A 24,864-nucleotide genomic window follows, 5' to 3' on the forward strand; every position below is an offset into this window, starting at 1 on the left:
TTCGGTACAAATGTATATTTCACAACAAAAGTCATCTTATCAGATAGACTTGTAATTGTCAATTATTATTTTACTGATTGAGTATCAATTTTTACAGCTGGACCCATAGTAGTTGTAACATTTACAGACTTCATATAAATACCTTTAGCAGCAGCTGGTTTAGCTTTTTGTACTACTTCAAATACCGCTAAGAAGTTTTCCACTAATTTGTCGTCTTCGAAAGAAACTTTACCGATTGGAGCGTGAATGATACCAGCTTTGTCAGCACGGTATTCTACTTTACCAGCTTTGATTTCTTCGATAGCTTTTGTTACGTCAAATGTAACTGTACCTGTTTTTGGGTTTGGCATTAAGCCTTTTGGTCCAAGTACACGACCGATTTTACCAACTTCACCCATCATGTCTGGAGTCGCTACGATTACATCGAAATCGAACCATCCTTGTTGGATTTTGTTGATGTATTCTACATCACCTGCATAGTCTGCACCAGCAGCTTCTGCTTCTTTTAATTTTTCGCCTTTAGCAAATACTAATACGCGTTGTGTTTTACCAGTTCCGTTTGGAAGCACAACTGCTCCACGGATTTGTTGGTCATTTTTACGAGTATCGATTCCTAAACGGAAAGCAACCTCTACAGTTGCATCAAAATTAACTGTGCTTGTTTTTTTAGCAAGTTCAATTGCTTCTTTAGCTGAGTATACTGCATTACGATCAACTAACTTTGAAGCTTCTTGTAATTTTTTACCTTTGTTAGCCATTTAAAATATCCTCCTTGATAGTGGTTTTAGCGGAATAAACCTCCCACGTGTAAAGGTTGCAGTTATCCTTAGCGAACAACCACAACCTTCCAAAAAACGAATGCGTCTTATAAAACTGCGCAGGGAATATTAGTCTTCGATCGTAATACCCATGCTACGTGCAGTACCTTCAACCATCAACATAGCTGCTTCAACAGATGCTGCATTTAAATCTGGCATTTTTTGTTCTGCGATTTCGCGAACTTTATCACGTTTCACCACAGCCACTTTAACGCGGTTTGGTTGACCTGATCCAGATTGAATACCAGCTGCTACTTTAAGTAGAACTGCTGCCGGCGGAGTTTTTGTAATGAATGTAAAAGAACGATCTTCAAATACAGAAATTTCAACCGGAATGATTAGACCTGCTTGATCCGCAGTACGAGCGTTGAACTCCTTACAGAATCCCATGATATTAACACCTGCTTGACCTAATGCAGGACCAACCGGTGGTGCTGGATTTGCTTTACCAGCAGGAATTTGTAATTTTACAACTTTAATCACTTTTTTAGCCACGAGACACACCTCCTTAAGTCCGTGATGTGGTAATTGGGTTGCCCCTCCCACTCAAATATCTGTCTCTCAGCATATCGCTGATAACATTATAAAAATTAATGCAGACTTATTTTTAGTCTGACCTTTGAAATGATACCACTTTTCTTACTCTTTAGCAAGTGACTAACTAAAATTATATTTTACGCACTTGATCGAAGTCTAACTCCATGTTTGTTTCTCGACCAAACATATCTACTGATACAGTTACTTTTCCTTTATCTGCATCTATTGTTTCCACTTTCCCTTGGAAGTGGGCAAATGGACCTTCAAGTACTTCCAGTAATTCTCCAATTGTGAAATCTACCTCTACTTTACGATCATCTGTACCCATTTGTTTTAACATAGATTGCACTTCTTCTGGGGCTAAAGGCGTTGGTTTTGTTCCTCCACCTGAAGAACCTAGAAATCCAGTTACCCCTGGTGTGTTTCGAACAACATACCATGCATCGTCTGTCATAACTAGTTCTACAAATACATATCCCGGGAAAGTTTTTCGTGAAACTACACGTTTTTTCCCATCTTTAAAATCTGTTTCTTCTTGCTCGGGAATGAATACTCGGAAAATTTTATCTGACATCCCCATTGTTTCTACACGTTTTTCTAAGTTTGCTTTTACTTTATTTTCATACCCAGAGTAAGTATGAACGACATACCAATTTTTCTCCATAAATACAGGACTAATCGTCCTTCCCTCCTATTCTCAGACAAATGAAAAAACCCGTTCGTTTACTAAGACGGGCTATTTTTAAAAAATATTTACATGTTGCATTTTATAAATCTAAATACCAACGGAAAAATTCTGAAATCCCTAAATCTACTAAAGCAAAAAATACAGCCATAATTGCAACAGTCGCAAGAACGATTACTGTATATCTTGTAAGCTCTTTTTTTCTAGGCCAGCTTACTTTTCTCATTTCAGACATTACATTTTTAAAAAATCCTCCAACATTAGCCATTCTAGCTAAACCTCCACACGGAAAATCTATCTCATTTTCACGCTCATATCGTTTGCTTATGAAGCGTATGTGCGTTACAATGCGTACAATATTTTTTTCGTTCTATACGTATAGATGCGCTCTCTTTCGATGTAGGAACCGTATAATTTCGGTGGCCACATTGCACACAACTTAAGACAATTTTCTTTGTCATTTTCTCACCTTTTTGGCGTATAAGTCTTTTTCAAGATTATCATTTTACATAAACGGTGTCAACAAAATGCCAGTGTTCATGCATAATTACTACCAATCTCCATATAACGCTCTAATTTACGTTTCACTCGTTGAAGTGCATTGTCAATTGATTTTACATGTCTATTTAATTCTTCTGATATTTCCTGGTAAGATTGACCATCTAAGTATAAAGCAAGCACCTGCTGCTCTAACTCACTTAATATTTCCGCCATCTTCCCTTCCATATAATCATAGTCTTCCCGATTAATAATTAGCTCCTCTGGATCGTCGATGACTGAGCCAGCAATCATATCCATAAGAGTTCGATCTGATTCTTCGTCGTATATAGGCTTGTCTAATGAAACATATGAATTTAGTGGTATATGCTTTTGACGAGTTGCTGTTTTAATAGCTGTGATAATTTGTCGCGTAATACATAACTCGGCAAAAGCACGGAAAGAAGCTAGCTTCTCTTCTCTAAAATCACGTATTGCTTTATACAATCCAATCATTCCTTCTTGGAGAATATCTTCTTTATCTGCCCCAATTAAAAAGTAGGATCTGCCTTTCATACGAACGAAAGAACGATACTTGGTTATTAAATAATCTAGCGCTTCAGTGTTTCCTTGATGAACCATCTCTACAAGCTCTTCGTCTTGTAAACTATCCAATTGTTGTAGATTCTGTTCTGTCTTTTCCAATGAAGTCACCTCGGCAATATAGGAATAGTTACCATAAGTATACAGGAAGAAAATTTACAGCGTCAATGAATCATTTTAATCCTCTTCGCCATTTTTCGAAAATTTCTGCAACTTCATCCGACAAAGGTATTTTCGAAGTTGGCTTATTCTCTTGGATATGTCTCACTTTTTTTGTAATATTCGATGAAATAGCAACCATTTCGATTTCAAATTCTCGAGCAGATTTTCTTAATGCCCCTTGTCCAAAAATAACTCTTTGCTCCGTCAAATCGGAAGTTGCTACATGAATTTGAATCCTCCGACCACTTAACTCCTGTGTAAGCTTCTCAATTCGTTCATCAGCAGTTTCGTTTTCTCGCGTGTAAATTATTTCTACGTCATTTTGTTTCTTCTTGTTTTCTATTCCTGGCATTAGATGTGCATCAAAAACTACAATCACTCGAATACCAGTAAATGCTTTATATTCTGCCATTAGCTCGATCAGTCGGTCTCTAGCGTCTACTAATTTTTCTTTTTTTAACTTTTTTAACTCATTCCATGCGCCGATGATATTATATCCATCGACAAGTAATATTTGCATCTATTTATCCTTTAAGCGGACGTCTTACACGCAGTACTTCGTACAATAGTATAGCCGTTGCAACAGACGCATTTAAGCTTGTAACATGACCTACCATTGGCAAATGGTAAAGGAAATCACACTTATCTTTTAATAAGCGACTCATACCCTTTCCTTCACTTCCTATAATGATTGCTAAAGGAAGTGTTGCATCCATGTTTCGATAATCAGTAGACTTCGATGCATCCGTGCCCGCTATCCAAACACCACGTGATTTTAATTCATCCACTGTTTGCGCTAAATTACCCGCACGATAAACCGGAATGTGTTCAATAGCACCAGTTGAGGCCTTTGCAACAACTGCTGTTAGCCCGACTGCACGTCTTTTCGGAATAATAATACCATGCGCCCCAACCGCATCTGCTGATCGCATAATGGATCCAAGATTATGTGGGTCTTCAATTTCATCTAATATAATAAAAAGCGGATCCTCTTGTTTACTTGCAGCTAGGTCAAACAATTCATCTAGCTCCGCATAACGATACGCGGCAACTGAAGCTACAATACCTTGATGATTCGCATCTGTTAAATTATCTAGCTTCTTCTTCGGAACAAATTGAACGATAATTCCTGCTTCTTTTGCTAACTGGATAATTTCAGAAACGCCACTTTTTTGTACACCTTCTGCAATCCATACTTTATTCATATCTCTTCCAGAACGTAATGCTTCTACTACAGGATTTTTACCTGCAATAATTTCTCCTGTTTGCTCTGTCATTTATTTTTTCTCCCCTTTCTGATCATCAATAAATTGAACTGCAAAATGAAGTAATTCGTCCAAGCGATCTTTTTGTTCACTCAAGTACAAACTTCCAACGACCGCTTCAAATGCCGTACTATAATGATATGTTTGGACATCTGTATTTTTAGGAACCGTTCCCGATTTTGCATTTCTACCTCTTTTTAATATCGCTAATTCTTCTTCTGTTAAAAAATCTGTGTTTATTAACTCTCGAACAATCATTGCCTGCGCTTTTGCAGATACGTATTTGGTAGCTTCTCTATGCAAAATGTTTGGCTTTACACGCCCAGAACGGATGAGATGCTCTCGAACAACTTGTTCGAATACAGCATCTCCCATATACGCTAGGGCTAAAGAATTTAATTGTTTTACATCTGATATTTTAAAATTTCCCACAAGTTTATCCTCTTCTCCATCGAATACCTTGCGCAGTATCTTCCAAAATAATATTCATATCTTTTAATTGATCTCTTATTTCATCTGCTCGAGCAAAGTCGCGATTTTTTCTCGCTTGATTACGTTCTTCGATTAACGCATCGATTTCTTCATCTAATATTTCTTTTTCTTGTTGAAGGGAAATTCCTAATACACCCATCAGCTCATCGAATATTGTTAAGAACTGTTTCAACACTTGTTCAGCTGTTTGTTTTTCAAGTAAATACGTATTCGCAAGCTTCGAAAGTTCGAAAACTGCCGCTATACCATTAGCAGTGTTAAAATCATCGTCCATTGCGGTCGTAAATTGCCCTTTCACTTCCTCGATTTTGTGTAACCAAATATCATGTTGATCACCTAAATCCGCAGTTGCGTTCAAACGATGCATCACATTTGCATATGAAGTACGAATTCGTTCAAGACCTGCTTCCGCTTGTTCCACTAAATCTATTGAATAGTTAATCGGATGACGATACTGCACACTCAACATAAAAAATCTTAAAACTTGTGGATCGATTTGCTGACGAATATCATTTACTAATATAAAATTACCAAGTGATTTCGACATTTTTTCATTATCGATATTAATATAACCATTATGCATCCAATATCGTGCAAAGGTTTTTCCAGTCATCGCTTCTGATTGCGCAATTTCATTTTCGTGATGAGGGAATGTTAAATCTTGCCCACCTGCATGAATATCAATAGTATCACCTAGTATTTCACGCGCCATAACTGAACATTCGATATGCCAACCTGGGCGACCTTGCCCCCATGGACTTTCCCAGAAAATTTCACCTGGTTTCGCCGCTTTCCAAAGCGCAAAATCTAGAGCATCTTCTTTCTTTTCACCCGTTTCAATACGCGCTCCTACTTTTAAATCGTCTACTGACTGGTGCGAAAGCTTACCGTATCCTTCAAACTTTCTCGTACGGTAATATACATCTCCCTGAGATTCATACGCATACCCTTTTTCTTCAAGCACTTTAATAAAATCAATAATTTCATTCATATGATCAGTTACACGAGGGTGTGCATCTGCTTTACTGCAACCTAGTGCTTCTACATCAGCAAAATAAGCATTAATAAAACGTTCAGTTAGCTCTGAGACATCTTCTCCAAGTTCATTTGCAGCTTTAATGATTTTGTCATCTACATCTGTGAAATTCGATACAAAAGTTACTTCATACCCGCGATATTGCAAATACTTCCTTACCGTATCGTAAATGATAACAGGACGAGAATTCCCTATATGAATGTAGTTGTATACAGTTGGTCCACATACATACATTTTAACCTTGCCCTCTTCCATTGGTACAAAGGGTTCTTTTTCACGTTTTAATGTGTTAAATATTTGAATTACCATATCTCATTGTCTCCTATTCCTATTTATTTTTTACTTGTCAGTCGTTCTATTTCTTCTTTTAAATCCGTAATTTCACTTTCCATCTTCCTACATCTATCAGTAAATGGATCAGGTAAATCTTGATGATCTAAATTACGTTTCACCTTTACCCCATCCTGGATAACGATAACACCAGGAATTCCTACAACTGTTGAGTTTGTCGGAACATCCTTCAACACAACTGAACCTGCTCCAACCTTACTATTTTCTCCAATAGTAATAGATCCTAATACTTTTGCTCCAGTTGCAACAAGTACATTGTTTTCTAGTGTAGGATGTCTTTTTCCTTTTTCTTTCCCAGTACCACCAAGTGTAACTCCTTGGTAAATAGTACAATCATCGCCGATTTCACAAGTCTCACCAATGACAACACCCATTCCGTGATCTATAAAAAAACGTCTTCCAATTGTTGCGCCTGGGTGAATTTCGATTCCCGTGAAAAATCTACTTATTTGCGAAATGACACGAGCAAGAAAAAATAATTTCTTTTTATAGAAAGCATGAGCAAGCCGATGACTCCAGATTGCATGTAAGCCGGCATACGTTAAAACAACTTCAAGCATACTTGTCGCTGCCGGATCTTGCTCAAACACTACTGCAACGTCTTCTTTCATACGCTCTAACATTATTAATCCTCCTTTAAATAACAAATGCGAAAACGCTGGAGCCTGAACGTAGAGGCGCTTGTAGAAAGTTATCTACAAATCCAGATTTTATAATTACCTAAGAAATAAAAAAAACGCCTCTGTCTATAAATAGACAGAGACGCATTAGGCGCGGTTCCACTCTGATTGAAAAGGCAAATACAACACCCTTTCCACTTCGCATCTTTAACGCAGATGTTACGTCCAGCCTACTCACATGTTCGGCATGGCGCTCTGAGGTGCATTTCAGTAACTCATTGGTTCAGACCACTTTCAGCCGGTGATGGTCCTCTCTAAAGAACGTGTGTTACTTACTTCTCCTCTTCCTAGCTTTCTATAGCTTCCGTTCGGAATTTGTATCCTCATTTTCACACCTAATAAAGAGAAAGTCAATCTTATTGTTTGGCGTATTTTGCAACACGCTCAATTACTTTCTCTTTACCAATTAAGCTTATTGCATTAGGTAGTTCAGGGCCATGTGTTTGACCAGTAGTCACTACACGGATTGGCATAAATAAATTTTTTCCTTTATGACCAGTTTCTTTTTGTACCGCTTTAATCGCTGCTTTTATTTCATCTGCTTCAAATGTTTCTAAAGACTCCAGTTGCGTTTTGAACGCAGCCATTACTTCCGGTACTTGCTCACCAGCTAATACTTCTGTTGCTTCTTCAGTATATTCAAGCTCATCATTAAAGAACAATGACGATAATTGTACAATTTCTGCACCAAAGCTCATTTGCTCATGATATAAAGCGATTAAACTAGTTGCCCATTGAAGCTGCTCTTCTGACAATTCAGCAGGAAGTAGTTCAGCTTTTTGTAAATGTGGCAATGCAAGCTCTACTACTTTTTCAAGTGGTAATTGCTTAATGTATTGATTGTTCATCCACGTTAGCTTTTGTTTATCAAACATAGATGGTGATTTAGACAAGCGATTTACATCAAAGATTTTGATGAATTCTTCTTTTGAGAAAATTTCATCTTCCCCTTCAGGTGACCACCCTAATAACGCAAAGAAATTGAACATTGCTTCAGGCAAATACCCAAGATCTTTATACTGCGTTACAAACTGAATAATAGACTCATCACGTTTTGAAAGCTTTTTGCGACTTTCATTGATAATTAGCGTCATATGACCATACTCTGGATATTCCCATCCAAATACATCAAACACCATTAATTGTTTTGGAGTGTTTGATAAATGCTCTTCCCCACGGAACACGTGTGAAATTTTCATAAAATGATCATCTAGTACAACAGCATAGTTATACGTTGGGATTCCGTTTGCTTTCACAAGTACCCAATCACCAACATCTTTGGACTCGAATGTAACCGTTCCACGTACTAAATCTTCAAATGAATACGTTACATTTTCTGGAACACGCATACGAATTGTATATTGCAAGCCTTCATCTTCTTTTACTTGTACTTCCTCTGCTGATAAATGACGACATTTACCATTGTACATTGGAGCAGCTACTCCATTTGCTTTTTGTACTTCACGATCTGCTTCTAATTCCTCAGAAGTACAGAAGCATTTATAGGCATGACCTTTTTCTAACATTTCTTCAGCATGCTTCGTATAAACATCTAGACGCTCCATTTGACGATACGGTGCATAAGGACCACCAATATCAACAGATTCATCATAGTCGATTCCTAACCACTTTAAATTTTCAAGCTGTGATAATTCGCCGCCTTCAATATTACGCTCAATATCTGTATCCTCGATACGAACAATAAACTTCCCATTATGATGACGTGCAAACAAATAGTTAAATAATGCTGTACGTGCTCCTCCAATATGTAAATGTCCTGTAGGACTTGGTGCGTAGCGTACGCGAACTTCTTGTGTCATGGTTGATCCTCCTAGTTTTCGTGCATATAAACTTTATTTATTCTACCACTGCTATCGTGTTTTTTAAAGTTAGTCTTTTTTCACCAGTAATATAGTTGCCATGGATGCAATTCCCTCTTCACGACCAGTAAATCCAAGCCTTTCCGTCGTTGTTGCTTTTACGTTTACTTGTGATGTATCAGCTTGAAGTAATTCTGCTACACGTGCGCGAATTGTTTCTATGTGTGGCGCCATTTTTGGCTTTTGTGCAATTATAGTACAGTCAATGTTTCCTAATTTGTAACCACGAGCGTCTACTAGCTTCCAAATATGCTCGAGTAATTTTGCTGAATCTGCATCCTTAAAATCAGGATCCGTATCTGGGAAATGTCTCCCAATATCTCCTTCTCCAATCGCCCCTAACGCTGCATCCGTAACTGTATGAAGCAGTACATCTGCATCAGAATGCCCGATTAGCCCTCTTTCATAAGGAATTGTTACTCCTCCAATAATTAACGGACGATTATCCGCAAATTCATGTACATCAAACCCTTGACCAATTCGTATCATTTTATAATTCCTCCAGCTCACGACTTTTTAATATAAATTCTCCAAAAAGGAGGTCTTCTTGCGTCGTCATTTTTACATTATCATATGTACTTTCCACGATGTGTACATCTTCACCTAGACGTTCTACAAGCATTGCTTCGTCTGTACCTAAAAATCTAGCATCGTCTGCAAGACGTTCTGCCTTTTCTAACAATGAAAACTGAAAAGCTTGTGGAGTTTGAATAATCCACAAACACTCCCTATCGACCGTTTCTTGAATTATACCATTTTCAACTTTTTTCATCGTATCCTTTGCACGAACTGCCGCTACTGCTGCCCCTAATTTTGAAGCTTTTTTGACAAGCTGATGAATCACTTCCTGTTTAATAAAAGGTCTTGCTGCATCATGCACAAGTACAACTTCTTCTTTTGGTGAAGCCTTTAGACAGGCATATACGCTTTGCTGTCGTTCTGCTCCACCTTCAGTTATAGCTGCCACTTTTGTAATATTATGCTTTTCTAGTAATTGTTCAATAAATGCTTGTTCCTCTTTTTTCACTGCTAACACAATATGTTTACACTTCGAGTCTTGTTCAAAAACGCGCAAAGTATGTACTAAAATAGGAATATTCCTCAGTTCTAAAAACAATTTGTTTTGACCTGCACCCATTCGTTTTCCACTTCCCGCAGCAGGTAACAACACTGTATACTTCACTTTATTTCTCCTCCTGTAAACAATAGAAAAAGAGGGTTTTCCTATTGATATCTAGGAAACAACCCCTCTCCACTATTTTGAGTCTTGCGGCTTCGCAAAAATCATTCGACCTGCAGAAGTTTGAAGTACACTTGTTACTTCTACATTTATCGCCTGTCCAATATATGCTTTTCCACCTTCGACTACAATCATTGTTCCATCATCCAAATATGCTACACCTTGATTTTGCTCTTTTCCATCTTTTATCACAACAACATGCATTATTTCCCCGGGAATAACTACCGGTTTTACTGCATTTGCGAGATCATTAATATTAAGAACACGTACTTGATGAAGCTCACATACTTTATTTAAATTAAAATCATTCGTTACGACAATTCCATTCATTTTCTTTGCGAGTCGCACGAGCTTTAAGTCTACTTCTTGGATGTCATCAAAGTCTTCTTCCACGATTAACACTGCAGAAGCTCGCTCCGCTTGCAACGTTTTTAATACGTCCAAACCACGACGTCCTCTAGTTCTTTTTAATGTATCGGAAGAATCTGCAATATGCTGTAGCTCTGTCAAAACAAACTGAGGAACTACAAGTATTCCTTCCATAAAACCCGTCTGTGATATATCGGCAATACGACCATCAATAATCACACTTGTATCAAGAAGTTTGTATGTCTCTAAATGCTGACCTAGGCTTTCGTCCTCTGTACTTTTCTTTTTATTTATTTGCTGTTTGGAAGGTGTAAAAACTTGAAGTAATTCATCTCGTTTTTTAAACCCTACTTGAAAACCTAAATATCCAAGTACAATAGATAAGAGTACAGGAACAACCGAATCTATACCTGGAATCGCAATATTATTTATAGCAGATCCAAGTAAAAATGCAACGATTAATCCGATAACTAACCCCAATGTACCAAAAAGCAAATCGCCTATGGGCGCCCTTAAGAGCCGTTCTTCCATCCAACGAATAAATTCAATCAAGTAGTCTGTTAAAAAAAGAGCTGCAATATACAGTATGATTGCACCAATAATAACAGATACATACGGATTGTGAATCCAAGGGTTTTCGGATAAATTAATAAATTCGTATAAGTGCGGTAAAAATAATAACCCTAATGTACCACCTATTAAAATGAATGCAATTTGAATAATCCATTTCAACAAACATCCCACCTCCATTTATTTTATTATACTGCCAACTTTCGTAGTACGTCTATTAAGTAGAACAGGAGCAAATACTACCCCTGTTCTTTTACATCTACGCACTCGAGAATTCCCACTGTTGGAATTGAGTTACTGAAATGCTTCCTTCATCGCATCATTGACAGTTTCAACACCGATAACTTGAATTCCTTTCGGATAATCCCAACCACCTAAATTTGATGCTGGAACTACCGCCCGTTGAAATCCCAGTTTCACTGCCTCTTGAACACGTTGTTCAATTCGCGATACTCTTCTGACTTCGCCAGTTAACCCAACTTCTCCGATAAAACAATCAGTAGGTGTTACACCCGTATCTCTGAAACTTGATACTATACTTACTAGGACGGCTAAATCGATTGCAGGTTCGTCTAATTTAACTCCACCAGCAACTTTTATATATGCATCTTGTGTTTGAAGTAGTAATCCCATACGTTTTTCTAATACTGCCATGAGTAAAGAAACTCTATTTTGATCGATCCCGGTTGCCATTCTTTTTGGATAATTAAAGCTAGATTGCGTAACAAGTGCTTGAATTTCAACTAAAATTGGTCTCGTTCCTTCCATAGAAGCAACTATGGCAGACCCAGCTGCTCCGTGTGATCGTTCTTGTAAAAATAATTCAGAAGGATTCAATACTTCCTTTAAACCCTGTTGTACCATTTCAAAAATAGCAATCTCATTTGTGGATCCAAAACGATTTTTTTGAGATCGTAAAATGCGGTACGTATGATGACGCTCTCCCTCAAAATACAAAACGGTATCAACCATATGCTCTAGTAATCGAGGTCCAGCAATTTGCCCCTCTTTCGTTACATGACCTACTAAAAAGATTGCTACATTCTTTGTTTTTGCAATACGCATTAGTTCAGCTGTACATTCTCGAACTTGGGATACACTTCCTGGAGCACTAGTCACTTCTGGATGATGAACAGTTTGAATAGAGTCGACGATAACAAAGCGAGGTTCAACACTGTCGATTGTTTCATTGATTAATTCCAAATTTGTTTCGGAATATATATAAAGTTCTGCAGAAGTAACACCTAGCCGCTCTGCACGAAGTTTTGTTTGTCTAATCGATTCCTCACCCGAAATATATAAGACTCGCTCTCCTTTATTGGCCAACAAGGCAGAGACTTGTAAAAGTAATGTTGACTTTCCGATACCTGGATCTCCACCGATTAATACGAGCGAGCCAGGGACAATACCCCCTCCAAGCACTCGGTTTAGTTCCATTAAATTCGTATCAACTCTTGGCTCCTCTATAGTTTCAACAGCAATAATTGGCGTAGCTTTTTGTGCTACACCTGTAGAATGTTGAAAAGATCTTTTCGGCCCTTTCGAAACAACTTCCATTTCTTCTACCATAGTATTCCATTCACCGCATCCAGGACATCTTCCCATCCATTTTGCAGACTCATATCCACATGAATTACACATAAATTTTGTTTTGCGTTTTGCCATTTGCTCCTCCTATGTACGAAAAGCGTAAGCGCCTGTTAACCAAAAGGCACAAAACAGAATGACCATGGCGCTATCGCTAAAATGTAAAAAGGGCATTCCGTACTCAAGGTTCGGAATGCCCGCAATATTAATTTTCTGTTACTGCAGTTTTAATACGAACAACAAATTCATCGTTTTCCACATCGAACACAACATGTTGACCAGTTAATACTTCCCCTTTTAGCAGCTCTTCAGAAAGTCGATCTTCCACATGTTTTTGTAATGCTCGACGCAATGGACGTGCACCATATGCAGGATCGAATCCCTCTGTTGTAATTTTATCTTGAGCAGCTTCTGTTAACTCTAACTCAATACCTTGCTCTTTTAAGCGTTTCGCTAGCTGTTGCGTCATAAGTGTAACGATTTGTTTTAAATGCTCTTTTTCTAAAGAGTGGAATACAATCATTTCATCTAGACGGTTCAAGAATTCAGGACGGAATGCTTTTTTCAATTCTTCTAGCATTTTGCCTTTCATATCTTTATAATCCGTTTTCCCGCCTTCTTGTAGATTAAATCCAACATATTTATTGAATTTAAGTGCATCTGCTCCAACGTTTGATGTCATAATAACAACTGTATTACGGAAATCGACTGTACGTCCTTTAGAGTCTGTTAGTCGACCATCTTCTAAAACTTGTAGAAGTATATTAAACACATCTGGATGTGCTTTCTCAATTTCGTCTAATAAGATAACAGAGTAAGGTTTTCGACGTACTTTTTCTGTTAATTGACCTCCGTCGTCAAATCCAACGTATCCTGGAGGAGAACCAACTAAACGAGAAGTAGAGTGTTTTTCCATATACTCAGACATATCCACTCGAATCATAGCATCCTCGTCACCGAACATTACTTCTGCTAAAGCACGAGCAAGCTCCGTTTTACCAACACCAGTAGGTCCAAGGAAAATAAAGGATCCAATTGGACGTTTCGGATCTTTCAAGCCTGCACGAGCTCGGCGAATAGCACGAGAAATTGCATCTACAGCTTCCGATTGCCCAATTACTCTTTCATGTAGTTTATCTTCCAAATTTAATAATTTTTCAGATTCTGTTTGTGCTAGTTTTGAAACAGGAACCCCGGTCCACATTGAAACAACCGCAGCGATATCTTCCACTGTCACTTCAGATTCTTCTTTTCCTTGTTTTTCTTTCCATGTGTTTTTCATTTTTTCTAGCTCATCTTTTAGCTTCTGTTCTTTATCGCGGAAAGACGCAGCTTTTTCAAACTCTTGGCTTTGAACAGCAGCATTTTTCTCCGAACGAATAGCTTCTAATTTCGCTTCTAATTCCTTTAAATTTGGAGGTGTTGTGTATGATCGCAGGCGAACCTTTGAACCAGCTTCATCGATTAAGTCGATTGCTTTATCTGGTAAAAAGCGATCTGAAATGTAACGATCCGACATTTTAACAGCTGCTTCCACCGCTTCATCCGTAATTTTCACACGGTGATGAGCTTCATAACGATCGCGTAGACCATATATTATTTGAACTGCTTCATCCACAGATGGCTCATCTACTTGAATCGGTTGAAAACGACGCTCAAGTGCTGCATCTTTTTCAATATATTTGCGGTACTCATCTAATGTTGTCGCACCAATACATTGAATTTCTCCCCGTGCCAATGCTGGTTTCAAAATATTAGACGCATCAATTGCACCTTCTGCTCCACCAGCACCGATTAATGTATGCAACTCATCGATGAATAAGATAACATTACCTGCTTGGCGAATTTCGTCCATCACCTTCTTCAAGCGATCTTCAAATTCACCACGATATTTCGTACCTGCAACAACCGTACCCATGTCAAGCGTCATCACTCGTTTGTCGCGTAAGATTTCCGGCACTTCATTTTGTACAATTTGCTGTGCAAGCCCTTCTGCAATCGCCGTTTTACCAACACCTGGTTCACCAATTAGCACCGGATTGTTTTTAGTACGACGAGCCAAAATTTCAATAACACGTGTAATTTCTTTACTTCGTCCTATAACAGGATCTAATGAGCCATCTCTCGCGATTTGTGTTAAATCGCGAGCCAAACCATCTAATGTTGGAGTGCTAGCAGTTGCCGCACTATTATTGCCGTTCCCATGAGCTTGATCCGTGCTACCTAACAATTGAAGCACTTGTTGACGTGCTTTATTTAAGCTGACGCCTGCATTATTTAAAACCCTTGCCGCAACCCCTTCTCCTTCACGGATTAATGCAAGTAATAAATGCTCTGTTCCAATATATGAATGCCCTAACTTGCGGGACTCATCTACAGAAAGTTCAATGACTTTTTTCGCACGAGGTGTGTAATGAACGATTGGACCAACGTCTTCAGCACCAGTCCCTACTAACTCTTCCACCCCTGCTTCAATAACTTTAGGATCTACTTCAATCGCTTCTAGCGCTTTTGCTGCGATTCCACTACCTTCTCGAATAAGCCCAAGTAATATATGTTCAGTTCCAATAGACTCATGCTTTAAACGAATAGCTTCTTCTTGCGCTAGTTGTAATACTTTTTGTGACCTTTGCGTAAATCGATTAAACATCATGTAAGTTCCTCTCCTTTTGTTTTCGGCGTTACTCCCATTTGCAACCGTTCCCTTAATAACTTCGCTCGAAACATATCTCTTTCCGAAGCATTTAAAGTAGTTCCTGCATACTGTTGTAAAAACCCCGGTTGCATAAACACCATACATTCATTCAAAATGGTTACATCTACGTCTTTTATGAGTCCTATATCTATTCCTAAGCGGACATCTGATAAACATGTTGCAGCTTCATCTGTCGTCATAATACGAGCGTATGACAAGGTTCCTAATGAACGATATAGCCGGTCTTCTAATGTATTGGAAGAATGCTTTAAAAGTGCATTTCTTGCTTCCCGTTCTTTTTGAATAATTTGTTCCGTAATACTTTGAAGATCAGCAAGTATATCTTCCTCAGGTTTACCAAGCGTTGTTTGATTTGAAACTTGGTAAACATTACCTAGAGCTTCACTACCTTCACCATAAATTCCTCTCACAACCATTCCCAATCTCGAAATAATTGTAACGATTCGGTTCATTTGTTTTGTCATTGTTAATGCTGGTAAATGCATCATAACTGACGCTCTTAAACCAGTGCCTGTATTTGTTGGGCAGCTTGTTAAATACCCGAATTGCTCATCGAATGCGTATGGTAATTCTTTCTCCAACAACCCATCAATTGCATCTGCTTGTGTATATGCTTCTTGAATTTGAAGACCAGGAAATAAGCATTGGATTCGGATATGATCTTCTTCATTGACCATTACACTAACTGATTCATCATCAGACAATAATACCGATCCAGTCATCGGTGAATTGGCAAGTTTCGGACTTATCAAATGTTTTTCAACTAACACTTGCCGACTTAATTCGGATAAGTCCTTTATTTGTATAGAGGAGAAATGCTTGTGTAAGTCTTCATTGGCGTCCAAAAGTGTTGCCGAAACAGATTGGTCAATTTTATGCGCTTCGTCTTCCGTAAATGCTAGTGGAAATCGATATCCATTCAAGTTCCTCGCAAGTCGAATCCTTGTACTCATGACAATATCTGAATGTTCTCCAATTCCAGCCATCCAACTAGAAGGCGAGTTATCTAAAAAGCGTTCAATCGACATGTGTTTCGTCACCTCCCGCAGCGAGCTTACTCTCAAGCTCTCTTGCCTCATCTCTTAACTTTGCGGCTTCCTCGAACCGTTCGACTTCTATCGCTTCTTTCAATTGCAAACGAACGGCTTCAATTTGTTTTTTTAATTTTAATTTCTCTCCGAATGCACCAGGCGCTTTACCAACATGTGACGTATTTCCGTTATGCAACCGTTTAAGCACATTTGGCAATTGCTTTCGGAAGCTGGTATAACACGAGGCGCAACCAAATTTCCCTTCATCTAAAAACCTTTGAATTGACCAGCCACATTCATCGCAAACTAGCTGAGGTCTATTTTGTTTTTGATGGACCGGTTGATCTGCATGATTGAACCAGTTAGATAATAGCTGGTGGAGAGATAAAGGATCATGTTTATACTCTACATAAAACGGGTGGAGACTATTTGCACAGACCTCACAATAATGTCGTTCAAAGTGTTCACCGTTATGCACTTGTGTAACCGTTACTTTAGCAGGTCTTTGCTTACAATTTTCACAAATCACTTTTCAACACCCCGTTTAATTTCACTTTTTTTCATATTTTAATGTTAGCAACATTGCACATAATATGCGCGAACGTAGCTCATCTCTTGCTGGTAGTGGAATAGCAAGTGTTGTTCGGTTTAGGGCCGCTAAAATGAGCTTTGCTTCTCGTTTAGAAATGACGTCCTCATCAATTAGTCTGAACACAATATCTTCCGTCATCGATTCGGATGCTCCACGTTCTAAGCTTTGTATTATATGCTCAATCAAATCAGCTTTCGTATGCGCACGGACGCGGAGGATTCGAATATATCCACCACCACCACGCTTACTTTCCACTAAGTAACCGCGTTCTTGGGTAAAACGAGTATTTATCACGTAGTTTATCTGAGATGGTACACATTGAAACTTTTCAGCAATTTCACTTCTTTTTATTTCAATCTGCCCCTTACTTTCTTCTTCTATAATAGACTTCAAATAACCTTCAATAATATCAGATATATTTTTCATCTTCTCACCTCTTCTCGCAAACTGACTTTGACTAACTTTGACTATATTATAGCGAGTAAAATTTAGTTGTGCAATTGATACGCTTCGCTAAAAAAGATGATGTACTGTTGTCTACTTTGACCTAACAACTGAAAATACTAGTTCATTTAGATGATACAAAAGAGACTGCCTCCGACAACGAGGCAGTCCCTTAAAGTATAACCATTTATATAAAATTTCAGTTATTTTTCATCGGTAAATTAATTGTGTAATAAAAAAGTTTGGCTCAACTTCGATATCCTTTGATTTCTTAAATCCAAAGTTTTCGTAGAGTTGGATTGCTGGAGTATTTTTCGCTCCAGTCGAAACTAAAACTTGCTGATTTTCTAATTTCAAGGATAATACATGCTTTAATAGCGCAGTAGCAATTCCTTTACGAAAATAATAAGGATGCACAACGAGTCTACAAATGTCCAAGAGCTCATCTGTCTTTGTAAACGATACAAAGCCGGCCAATTGCGTTCCTTCATAATTTCCGATAAAGACTTCCTCTGAGATGATTATGTCATGAATCGTATCTCGAAGCTGAGGAATTCCATCAAATCCAATCCATTCTGCCTCAATTTTATATGCAGGTATTTGAACCGCCAGCATTTTCTCAGCTGTCGACTCTTCTTTATGATCAAGTAATCGTATCATCTTAAACTCCTTTAATAGACCAATTATTTTTTCTTTTTATAATTACTTCTCTGCACTTTTGTGATTTGTTTCCATTTATCCCGTTCTACTTTTCGAGCTGCTACGTCATTTTTTCTCTCGATATGAGCAAGCTCTCTCATTAATTTTACGTAACTTTTATACCGCTCTTCTTTTAGAACTCCAGTATAGATAGCTTCTTGAATCGCACACCCTGGTTCTTTTTCATGCTTACAGTCTCGGAATCGGCACTCTTCTCCTAACTCCTCTATATCTTTGAAACTCGCACTTACTCCTTCACTTGTATCCCAAAGTTGAAATTCTCTCATCCCTGGGGTGTCGATTAATAATCCCCCACTCGGTAACAATGTAAGCTCTCTATGCGTAGTTGTGTGACGTCCTTTACTATCGTCTTCCCGAATATCACTAACAGCCATGACCTCTACCCCTGATAGAGCGTTAATAAGAGATGATTTACCAACACCTGAAGACCCTAAAAGCGCACCAGTTTTCCCAGCTGATAAGAGCCTCTCAAGATTATCTATTCCTTCACCAGTCAAGCTACTTACTGCAAATACATCAACACCAAATGCAACCGACTCTACTTCACTTATATAGTAAGACAAATCATCACAAGCATCTTTTTTCGTCAATACAACAACAGGTGTTGCACCCGAATCCCACGCAGCTAATAAATATCGCTCCAATCTACGCACATTGAAATCATGATTAAGGGACATCACGAGAAAAACGAAATCAACGTTAACAGCGATTAGCTGTATTTCTGTTGTCATTCCAGCCGCTTTCCTCGAAAACTGAGAGCTTCTAGGAAGCACTTCTTGAATGATTCCTTTTTCCTCACCAGGCATTTGTTCAAGAACAACCCAGTCTCCAACTGCCGGAAATGCTTCCCTATCGTGGTCAAATTTAAATTTCCCAGAAAGTGAACATAGCCATTCCCCTTCATTTGTCATAACACGATATAAATTTTTATGCTCCAATAAGACGCGACCTGCTACACTACTACCTATCAGTTTTTCTTGCCAATTATTATTCCAACCATATTGTTCGATTAAATTCAAATTTACTTCCTCCTAATTTTCCATATAAAAAAACCATGACTGCACAAATCAGCAGCCATGGTCCCCGGACAATAGTAAAGAAGTATGTTAAAAAGTATAACGAAATACATTTACATGTCAGTTACAAGTAAATGAAAAGCATATTCGTTTTACAATTAGAAACATATAGAGTGGGACATCATGAACTTACTGATTCGTGGTTTACAAATTAAATTAGCCATAATGCCTCACTCCTTTCCTTAAGTTATTTTCAGAATACAACAAATTCAAAATGACGTCAATACAAATTTATGCAGCTACGTCTCTTCTTATAAACGACCAGTAACTAATAACTAAAAATACAAGGACATATACCGAAATTACTGCTATAGAAAACGGCATTGTTAGTCCTTCAATCATCGGCTGGTTATTTCCTATATATTGGGTTAAATTCGTATTTGCGAATAAGATGTACTTCACAAACTCAAATCTAGACAATATTAATACTATATTTACCCCCATAAACATAAGGAAAATAGATATACCTATTGCTAGTGAACTTGAACGGAATACAGAACCGATCATAAACGCAAGTGTTCCAATAACAAATACATTTATAAGCGATAGACCAATTAAAAGTAGTAGTCTACCCCAAAATGAAACGTCTACCACATTTCCATTCACTACTTCTAAACTTCTACCAGGTATTTGATCAAAGAAAATATATCCAGTAATTACACCAAACAGTAATAAAACTGCGGACATCACAATCGCAAAAATCCCTACTGTTATAAGTTTAGAAGTCAAAATCTTCCATCTTTTTACTGGTCTTGTTAATAACATTTTAATAGTCCCTTGTGAAAACTCAGAAGCAACAATTCCGGCAGCAACAACTACAGTGAATAATGTAATAATAGATAGAATGCCTGGAATTTCGTTAATAAATCCTTTCACACTTTCTGAACTTATTGGCGCAATGTTATGATCTAATCGATATTTTTCAATTAATAGTGCGTCTTCAAAACTCTTTAACTCATCATCAGACAAATTAGGAATCGCTAATTGCTCTTCCAAAGAAGTAATTTGTGCTTGTGAACTCTGTTTCCAATCATCTACTTGATCAGTTTGGCTTTGGATCCATTTAAAAATACCTCCCAAACCAATCATTAAGAGAGCAGTAATCACTAACATGACCCATGTAGCTTTTTTACTCCAAAGCTTTAACCATTCATTTCTTATGAGATTCAGCAATTTGCCCACCTCCTGTCATTTCTAAAAATTGATCTTCTAGTGTCTTTTTATGTAGACTGAATGAAAAAATTTGTAAATTGCTCGTAACCATTTCAGTAATCAAGGCTGGAACCGCCTCTGTTTCTAAAGGAATTACAAAACCTTTTTCGAAGTTTTCTACTTTCATATCTTTAGATTCGAAGAAAGCATGTGCCTGTTCTTTAGGAGACACCTCTGCATAATAATAAGATTCTTGCTCTCCATTTACTTCTTTTATAGAAATTAATTTCCCATTTTGAATAACAGCGATTCTATCACACATTAACTCTATTTCTGCCAATAAGTGACTAGATACAAAAATAGAAACTCCTTCTTCCGTAGCTATTTTACGTAGGTACATTCGGAATTCACGAATTCCAGCTGGATCTAGTCCGTTTGTTGGCTCATCTAATATTAAAAATTTTGGTCGATGTAAAAGTGCTTGAGCCAATCCTAGACGTTGCCGCATTCCTAGTGAGTATGTGGAAACCTTTTCATGAATTCGATTTTGCAATCCTACTTGAGCAATGACTTCGTCTATTCGATCCTTTGTCACGTTTTTATTCATCCGTGCAAAATGTAATAAGTTTTTATAACCACTCATAAACTTATACATTTCGGGATTTTCTACAATTACTCCCACTTTACTCATGGATTCCTCAAAATTAGTGGAAATAGCCTGACCGTCGATAAATACCTCTCCTGACGTCGGCCTCATGAGTCCTGTCATCATTCGAATCGTCGTTGTTTTTCCAGCTCCATTTGGCCCTAAGAATCCCGTGATTTGACCTGCAAATAAATCTAAACTGAGATCATCAATGATTTTCTTTTTGCCGATTACCTTTGTTATATTTTGAAGCTTAACAATCGGTTTAGTATCCATTTATTCACCCTCCCATTTCGGATATTTATCCATATCCTACTATCTTTATTTTTTATTTCCAAATACTCACCGCTTAGTATTACGTAAATCGTTAAAAAAAGTTTCATACACTTTAAAAAAATCTTTTTGATCGATTCTATTAGTCATTTTCAACTTATGGTAAAGTGCTTTTAGGGAGGGATAAAAATGGAATTTGATGCAGAGGTTTCAAAACAATACGATAGAGGAATTAGACGTTCTTTGCCTACATACGATGCCATGTTTCGAATGATTCAAGCATTTTTACGAGCAAACGTATCGGAGGTTGCAGATGTATTAATTGTTGGAGCCGGTGGTGGAACAGAACTCACTACTTTTGGTACAAGAAACCAAAATTGGACATTTACTGGTGTGGACCCATCAGAAACGATGCTATCTGTAGCTCAAGAGAAGTGTTTAGAAGCTGGAATTTCGGAACGTGTTTTTTTACATGAAGGTACTATAGATACTCTTCCAAATGAAAATTTATATGATGCTGCAACATGCATTTTAGTACTCCATTTTATCGAAACGTATGTAGGGAAATTAGAGGTTTTGAAAAATATTCACGGAAGATTAAAGCCAGGGGCACCATTTGTTATGGTTAGTAAATACGGAGATCCTAACAGTGATGAGTTTCAAGAGAGATTAAATCTTTGGAAAAACTACTGGCTCGATACAACTAAACTAACGTCTGAAGAAGTGAATGAAATGGAAGAAAGCATTCTTTCTCTTTCTTTTCTACCTGAGGAGACAATCGTACAATTGCTACAAGAGGCTGGATTTGTACGCATTGCAAAATTTTTCTCTACAACACTTTTTGGCGGTTGGATTTGTCATAAAGAATAGGAATATGAAAAAAACAGGGCAAAAAGACGCCCGGTCCTTTTAAAACAAGTAGCCGCAGAAGTACGGTTGATTTCCGCTCCTGCGAACGCTTTCCGCCGGCATGGCTTCAGCCGCTTCCCTTGCTCCTGCGCAAGCTCGTCGCAAAAATTAATTTCGCTACGCTCAGTCCAGGGTCTTCAGCTCATGCTATTCCGGCTGGAGTCGTCGCCTGCGCTCCAATCAACTAGTATGTAGCTATTCATCATTGCAGCTGTTTATTAATAGAATGAGCGAAACTGATAAAGAATAGTAGGAATAGCACAACTACTTCTTTTTCTCTATTTCCAAAAAGTGAACGGCTTGTTTTAGGAGATTGGATTGATCAATAACTGTCTACAAATCTTCACTTTATAATGCAGTAGCAAGTACTCCATTCAAACAATGAATAGAAAGCACTTGATTACTTTTTTTGTAGAATGGATGGATGCAGTGAAAAGCGGCGACTCCTGCGGGATTGGCGAGACAGACGAGACCCCGCACGAAGCGAAGTGAAACGAAGCGAAGCGAAGTGAAACGAAGCGAAGCGAAGGAGGAGGCTCGTCGCTCGCCCCGCGGAAAGCGTCCGCTTGGAACGGAATCCATCCTATAAACTTTTATACTTTCTTATTCTTTAAAAAAGCGTTTGCGCCGCAAACGCTTTAAGTTTAATTAAACAAATGACAAGCAACAAAATGTCCAGCTTCTTGTTCCTTCCAAACTGGCTTTTTCTCCGCACAAATAGACATTGCTTGAGGACAGCGAGTTCTAAATACACATCCGGATGGAGGTTTTATAGGACTAGGAAGTTCTCCTTCTAGTAGTATTCGTTCCCTCGATTCTTCAATATCCGGATCAGGAATTGGTATTGCCGACAATAACGCCTGTGTATATGGATGTAACGGATTATCATACAATTGATTACTCGTCGTAAGCTCTACCATATGGCCTAAATACATTACGCCAATCCTATCAGAAATATATTTCACCATAGATAAATCATGGGCAATAAATAAATACGTTAATCCTTTTTCTTTTTGTAATCGTTGTAAAAGCTTCACTACCTGCGCTTGAACGGAAACATCTAGAGCTGAAATTGGCTCATCTGCAATGATAAATTCAGGATCTAGTGCTAAAGCTCGGGCTATCCCAATACGCTGTCTTTGTCCACCAGAAAATTCATGAGGGTAGCGATTTGCATGGTCCCTATTAAGCCCTACATCTTCTAGTAACTCATATACTCTACTTTTTACTTCTTCTTTAGATTTATAAAGTTTATGTACTTCTATTGGTTCCGCAATTATTTCGAGCACTGTAGAACGAGGGTTTAGCGATGCATAAGGGTCCTGGAATATCATTTGCACCTTTTTCAAATATTCTCTTCGCTCTCTGTCACTCATCTTATGAACGTTTTTTTCTTCAAACAGAACGTTTCCGTCTGTTTTATTGTACAAACCTAGTATCGTTCGCCCAGCAGTTGATTTTCCACAACCAGACTCTCCAACGAGACCAAATGTTTCGCCTTTCACGATATCGAAACTTACCCCATCTACGGCTTTTAAAGTTTCACCTTGTCCTATTTCAAAATGGCGCTTCAAATCTTGGACGGACAATAATACCTTCTCTGTCATGTAAATCCCCCCTAAACGGTATATCTTCTCACTGCACAAACTTCATTCTCAAGTTTTGATCCTTTTAACTCCGTAATTTCAACTGTTTTCCCCGTTGAAGGCGAGTGCAATAATTGCCCATCTCCATAATAAAACCCAACGTGGCGCACTGGACCTGTTCCTTCATCATTTGCAAAAAATATTAAATCTCCTTTTTTCCAAGAGGACTGATCATGTATTGAAATTTCTTCTCCACTGCGGGCTTGGTCACTAGCATCACGTGGGATTAAATAGCCACAAGCCTTCAGTATATTGTACGAAAATCCAGAGCAATCATAGCCATATGGAGACATTCCTCCCCATAAATAAGGCAAATCTAAGTACTGCTCACCTAAAACTACAGCTTCTTCTGCTGTTCGTTTTGGAAATTGTCCCATAGAATTAGCAAACTCGGCGTCCTTTTTTTGCAGTTTTGCCTTCCCGTGAGGGGTTTGAACTTTATAATAGGATACTTCTTCTGAAAGAACAAAGAGTGTTGTATTGAAAGGTACGACAAGTAGAGGCTTATTTTCCATATCCCATAACTGGGCTTTAACGGAGGATACACGTGCTACTCCAATTTTCTCTACTTGTTCGAATTTCTGTAATTGTGTTACTGGAATCCATCCAGGATATCCGCGAACATCTTTTTTAGAAGGTTGCCAAACGGCAATTATTTTTGCCCATTCCCCTTCAACCTTTTCTACAATTACAGGTTCCCCGTAAAGCAATTGAGTTTGCACCCGATTGTCATTACAAAGCGAGAGTCGCTCTGTATACTGTAATACTTCTAGCCATTCTACTAATAATACCGGATTTGAAAGTCCTGGTGCATCCAGGTCTCTTACTGAAGTTGGTTCTGTCCAGACAGTTGCTACTTTTACTGAACAAATCCATACATTCTCTTCTATAGTCATCTAAAAGCCCC

The 24,864-nt window shown here is 38.1% G+C and carries 27 protein-coding genes and 2 other annotated features (1 of these 29 cut by a window edge); of the genes, 1 reads left to right on the forward strand and 26 read right to left on the reverse strand.

All coding sequences use genetic code 11. From position 1 onward, the window contains the following. Positions 1–23 (reverse strand) — a sequence feature (ribosomal protein L10 leader region); it reaches 120 nt to the left of the window's first position. Between the two features lie 42 nt (positions 24–65). The 24 genes from rplA to FG384_RS15300 all read right to left on the reverse strand — a co-directional run bounded on the left by rplA (position 66) and on the right by FG384_RS15300 (position 21,405). Then, positions 66–758, reverse strand: coding sequence for a 50S ribosomal protein L1 (rplA, locus tag FG384_RS15185; protein WP_142643440.1), 693 nt, complete (start codon positions 756–758; stop codon positions 66–68). Positions 759–887: 129 nt separating this feature from the next. Continuing rightward, positions 888–1,313: a 50S ribosomal protein L11 gene (rplK, locus tag FG384_RS15190; RefSeq protein WP_142643442.1), complete on the reverse strand. Its 426-nt coding sequence runs from the start codon at positions 1,311–1,313 to the stop codon at positions 888–890. Between the two features lie 172 nt (positions 1,314–1,485). Next, positions 1,486–2,019, reverse strand: coding sequence for a transcription termination/antitermination protein NusG (nusG, locus tag FG384_RS15195; protein WP_142643444.1), 534 nt, complete (start codon positions 2,017–2,019; stop codon positions 1,486–1,488). A 103-nt stretch (positions 2,020–2,122) separates the two neighbouring features. Next, complete coding sequence (secE, locus tag FG384_RS15200; protein ID WP_142643446.1) at positions 2,123–2,308, reverse strand: preprotein translocase subunit SecE; 186 nt, start codon at positions 2,306–2,308, stop codon at positions 2,123–2,125. A gap of 43 nt (positions 2,309–2,351) precedes the next feature. Then, positions 2,352–2,501 (reverse strand): 50S ribosomal protein L33, encoded by a 150-nt coding sequence (gene rpmG / locus FG384_RS15205; RefSeq protein WP_142643448.1) that lies wholly within the window; start codon positions 2,499–2,501, stop codon positions 2,352–2,354. A gap of 76 nt (positions 2,502–2,577) precedes the next feature. Then, positions 2,578–3,222 (reverse strand): RNA polymerase sporulation sigma factor SigH, encoded by a 645-nt coding sequence (sigH, locus tag FG384_RS15210; protein WP_142643450.1) that lies wholly within the window; start codon positions 3,220–3,222, stop codon positions 2,578–2,580. 70 nt (positions 3,223–3,292) lie between these two features. Further along, positions 3,293–3,802 (reverse strand): NYN domain-containing protein, encoded by a 510-nt coding sequence (locus tag FG384_RS15215; protein WP_142643452.1) that lies wholly within the window; start codon positions 3,800–3,802, stop codon positions 3,293–3,295. Between the two features lie 4 nt (positions 3,803–3,806). Next, entirely contained in the window at positions 3,807–4,559 is a 753-nt protein-coding gene (gene rlmB, locus FG384_RS15220; RefSeq protein WP_142643454.1) for a 23S rRNA (guanosine(2251)-2'-O)-methyltransferase RlmB, read from the reverse strand. Continuing rightward, entirely contained in the window at positions 4,560–4,979 is a 420-nt protein-coding gene (locus FG384_RS15225; protein WP_420849970.1) for a Mini-ribonuclease 3, read from the reverse strand. Positions 4,980–4,983: 4 nt separating this feature from the next. After that, positions 4,984–6,384 carry a cysteine--tRNA ligase gene (gene cysS, locus FG384_RS15230; RefSeq protein ID WP_142643455.1) on the reverse strand — a complete coding sequence of 467 codons (1,401 nt, stop codon included), beginning with the start codon at positions 6,382–6,384 and terminating at the stop codon, positions 4,984–4,986. Positions 6,385–6,407: 23 nt separating this feature from the next. Then, a complete protein-coding gene (gene cysE / locus FG384_RS15235) occupies positions 6,408–7,049 on the reverse strand; it encodes a serine O-acetyltransferase (protein WP_142643457.1) in 642 nt (213 codons plus the stop codon). Positions 7,050–7,181: 132 nt separating this feature from the next. Beyond that, positions 7,182–7,404: a binding site (T-box leader), on the reverse strand. A gap of 58 nt (positions 7,405–7,462) precedes the next feature. Continuing rightward, positions 7,463–8,926 carry a glutamate--tRNA ligase gene (gene gltX / locus FG384_RS15240; RefSeq protein ID WP_142643459.1) on the reverse strand — a complete coding sequence of 488 codons (1,464 nt, stop codon included), beginning with the start codon at positions 8,924–8,926 and terminating at the stop codon, positions 7,463–7,465. A gap of 69 nt (positions 8,927–8,995) precedes the next feature. Further along, positions 8,996–9,475 carry a 2-C-methyl-D-erythritol 2,4-cyclodiphosphate synthase gene (gene ispF / locus FG384_RS15245; RefSeq protein ID WP_142643462.1) on the reverse strand — a complete coding sequence of 160 codons (480 nt, stop codon included), beginning with the start codon at positions 9,473–9,475 and terminating at the stop codon, positions 8,996–8,998. 1 nt (position 9,476) lies between these two features. After that, complete coding sequence (gene ispD / locus FG384_RS15250) at positions 9,477–10,169, reverse strand: 2-C-methyl-D-erythritol 4-phosphate cytidylyltransferase (RefSeq protein ID WP_142643464.1); 693 nt, start codon at positions 10,167–10,169, stop codon at positions 9,477–9,479. Positions 10,170–10,241: 72 nt separating this feature from the next. After that, positions 10,242–11,330 carry a PIN/TRAM domain-containing protein gene (locus FG384_RS15255; protein WP_142643466.1) on the reverse strand — a complete coding sequence of 363 codons (1,089 nt, stop codon included), beginning with the start codon at positions 11,328–11,330 and terminating at the stop codon, positions 10,242–10,244. A gap of 129 nt (positions 11,331–11,459) precedes the next feature. Beyond that, the gene (gene radA, locus FG384_RS15260) at positions 11,460–12,830 is read right to left on the reverse strand and encodes a DNA repair protein RadA (protein ID WP_142643468.1); all 1,371 of its coding nucleotides are present in this window, start codon (positions 12,828–12,830) and stop codon (positions 11,460–11,462) included. 127 nt (positions 12,831–12,957) lie between these two features. Next, positions 12,958–15,405 carry an ATP-dependent Clp protease ATP-binding subunit gene (locus FG384_RS15265; RefSeq protein WP_142643470.1) on the reverse strand — a complete coding sequence of 816 codons (2,448 nt, stop codon included), beginning with the start codon at positions 15,403–15,405 and terminating at the stop codon, positions 12,958–12,960. Beyond that, positions 15,402–16,496, reverse strand: coding sequence for a protein-arginine kinase McsB (locus FG384_RS15270; RefSeq protein ID WP_142643472.1), 1,095 nt, complete (start codon positions 16,494–16,496; stop codon positions 15,402–15,404). The genes FG384_RS15265 and FG384_RS15270 overlap by 4 nt, the downstream gene beginning before the upstream one ends. After that, entirely contained in the window at positions 16,486–17,028 is a 543-nt protein-coding gene (locus FG384_RS15275) for a UvrB/UvrC motif-containing protein (protein ID WP_142643474.1), read from the reverse strand. The genes FG384_RS15270 and FG384_RS15275 overlap by 11 nt, the downstream gene beginning before the upstream one ends. Before the next feature lie 21 nt (positions 17,029–17,049). Next, positions 17,050–17,517: a CtsR family transcriptional regulator gene (locus FG384_RS15280; RefSeq protein ID WP_142643476.1), complete on the reverse strand. Its 468-nt coding sequence runs from the start codon at positions 17,515–17,517 to the stop codon at positions 17,050–17,052. A gap of 228 nt (positions 17,518–17,745) precedes the next feature. After that, positions 17,746–18,195: a GNAT family N-acetyltransferase gene (locus FG384_RS15285; RefSeq protein WP_142643479.1), complete on the reverse strand. Its 450-nt coding sequence runs from the start codon at positions 18,193–18,195 to the stop codon at positions 17,746–17,748. Between the two features lie 23 nt (positions 18,196–18,218). After that, the gene (gene rsgA, locus FG384_RS15290; RefSeq protein WP_142643481.1) at positions 18,219–19,274 is read right to left on the reverse strand and encodes a ribosome small subunit-dependent GTPase A; all 1,056 of its coding nucleotides are present in this window, start codon (positions 19,272–19,274) and stop codon (positions 18,219–18,221) included. Positions 19,275–19,562: 288 nt separating this feature from the next. Then, positions 19,563–20,504, reverse strand: coding sequence for an ABC transporter permease (locus tag FG384_RS15295; protein WP_142643483.1), 942 nt, complete (start codon positions 20,502–20,504; stop codon positions 19,563–19,565). Continuing rightward, positions 20,482–21,405, reverse strand: a complete 924-nt coding sequence (locus FG384_RS15300; RefSeq protein WP_142643485.1) for an ABC transporter ATP-binding protein — start codon at positions 21,403–21,405, stop codon at positions 20,482–20,484. Before FG384_RS15300 ends, FG384_RS15295 begins: the two co-directional genes overlap by 23 nt. 186 nt (positions 21,406–21,591) lie before the next feature. Here FG384_RS15300 and FG384_RS15305 point away from each other — a divergent pair, with 186 nt between their 5' ends. Then, complete coding sequence (locus tag FG384_RS15305) at positions 21,592–22,272, forward strand: class I SAM-dependent methyltransferase (protein ID WP_142643487.1); 681 nt, start codon at positions 21,592–21,594, stop codon at positions 22,270–22,272. Positions 22,273–22,955: 683 nt separating this feature from the next. On the opposite strand, the gene FG384_RS15310 is transcribed toward FG384_RS15305, so the two are convergent. Then, positions 22,956–23,918 (reverse strand): ABC transporter ATP-binding protein, encoded by a 963-nt coding sequence (locus FG384_RS15310; protein WP_142643489.1) that lies wholly within the window; start codon positions 23,916–23,918, stop codon positions 22,956–22,958. Positions 23,919–23,929: 11 nt separating this feature from the next. Beyond that, positions 23,930–24,853 (reverse strand): C40 family peptidase, encoded by a 924-nt coding sequence (locus tag FG384_RS15315; RefSeq protein ID WP_142643491.1) that lies wholly within the window; start codon positions 24,851–24,853, stop codon positions 23,930–23,932. Between the last annotated feature and the right edge of the window lie 11 nt (positions 24,854–24,864).

Source organism: Psychrobacillus vulpis (genome assembly GCF_006861825.1).
In the GTDB taxonomy this organism is placed as follows: domain Bacteria; phylum Bacillota; class Bacilli; order Bacillales_A; family Planococcaceae; genus Psychrobacillus; species Psychrobacillus vulpis.